General features: G+C 70.9%; 2 protein-coding genes. Both read left to right on the top strand.

Annotation, left to right across the window (positions count from 1 at the left end; translation table 11 throughout):
* On the top strand, positions 1-350 hold a 350-nt coding region (locus tag ACOADB_RS19460; RefSeq protein WP_378602228.1), incomplete at its 5' end, for an enoyl-CoA hydratase-related protein.
* Between the two features lie 15 nt (positions 351-365).
* Positions 366-591: TetR/AcrR family transcriptional regulator (locus tag ACOADB_RS19455; protein WP_378602225.1), on the top strand; the 226-nt coding region annotated here is incomplete at its 3' end.

Below are 591 nucleotides of genomic sequence, written 5' to 3'. Positions count from 1 at the left end.
TGATCAGCGGCCGGGTCTTCGGTGCCGACGAGGCGCTCGCCTCGGGCCTCATCACGTCGGTGCACGCACCCGAGGACGTCCTCGACGACGCGTACGACCTGGCCCGCGACCTCCGCGACAACACCGCACCGGTCTCGATCGCGGTGACCCGCCAGATGCTCAACCGGCTCAGCGGACTCGACTCGCCCTTCCCGGCGCACGAGGTCGACTCACGGCTCATCTCGGGGCTGCTGACCAGCGCCGACGCGATCGAGGGCGTCATGTCCTTCCTCGAGAAGCGCCCGCCCGCCTTCCCGGGCACGGTGGAGAAGGACCTGCCCGGGTGGCTCCCCTGGGTCGACGAGGCGTGATGGAAGAGTTGTCCCGTGACCACTGAGCCCCGATGGCGTCGCCTCGGCCCCGATCAGCGGCGCGAGGAGATCTTCGCCAGCGCGCAGCGCCTGTTCGCGCTGCGCCCGTACGGCGAGGTCTCGACCACCGACATCGCGAATGAGGCCGGCGTCGCCCGCGGGCTGCTCAACCACTACTTCGGCACGAAGCGCGACCTGTACCTCGAAGTGGTGCGGGCGGCCGCGGCGGTCCCCGGGAACG

It is taken from the genome of Nocardioides sp. CPCC 206348 (genome assembly GCF_048654705.1).
Taxonomy (GTDB): domain Bacteria; phylum Actinomycetota; class Actinomycetes; order Propionibacteriales; family Nocardioidaceae; genus Nocardioides.
The sequence above is the reverse complement of the archived record's forward strand: the minus strand, read 5'-3'. Positions and strand labels throughout refer to the sequence as shown.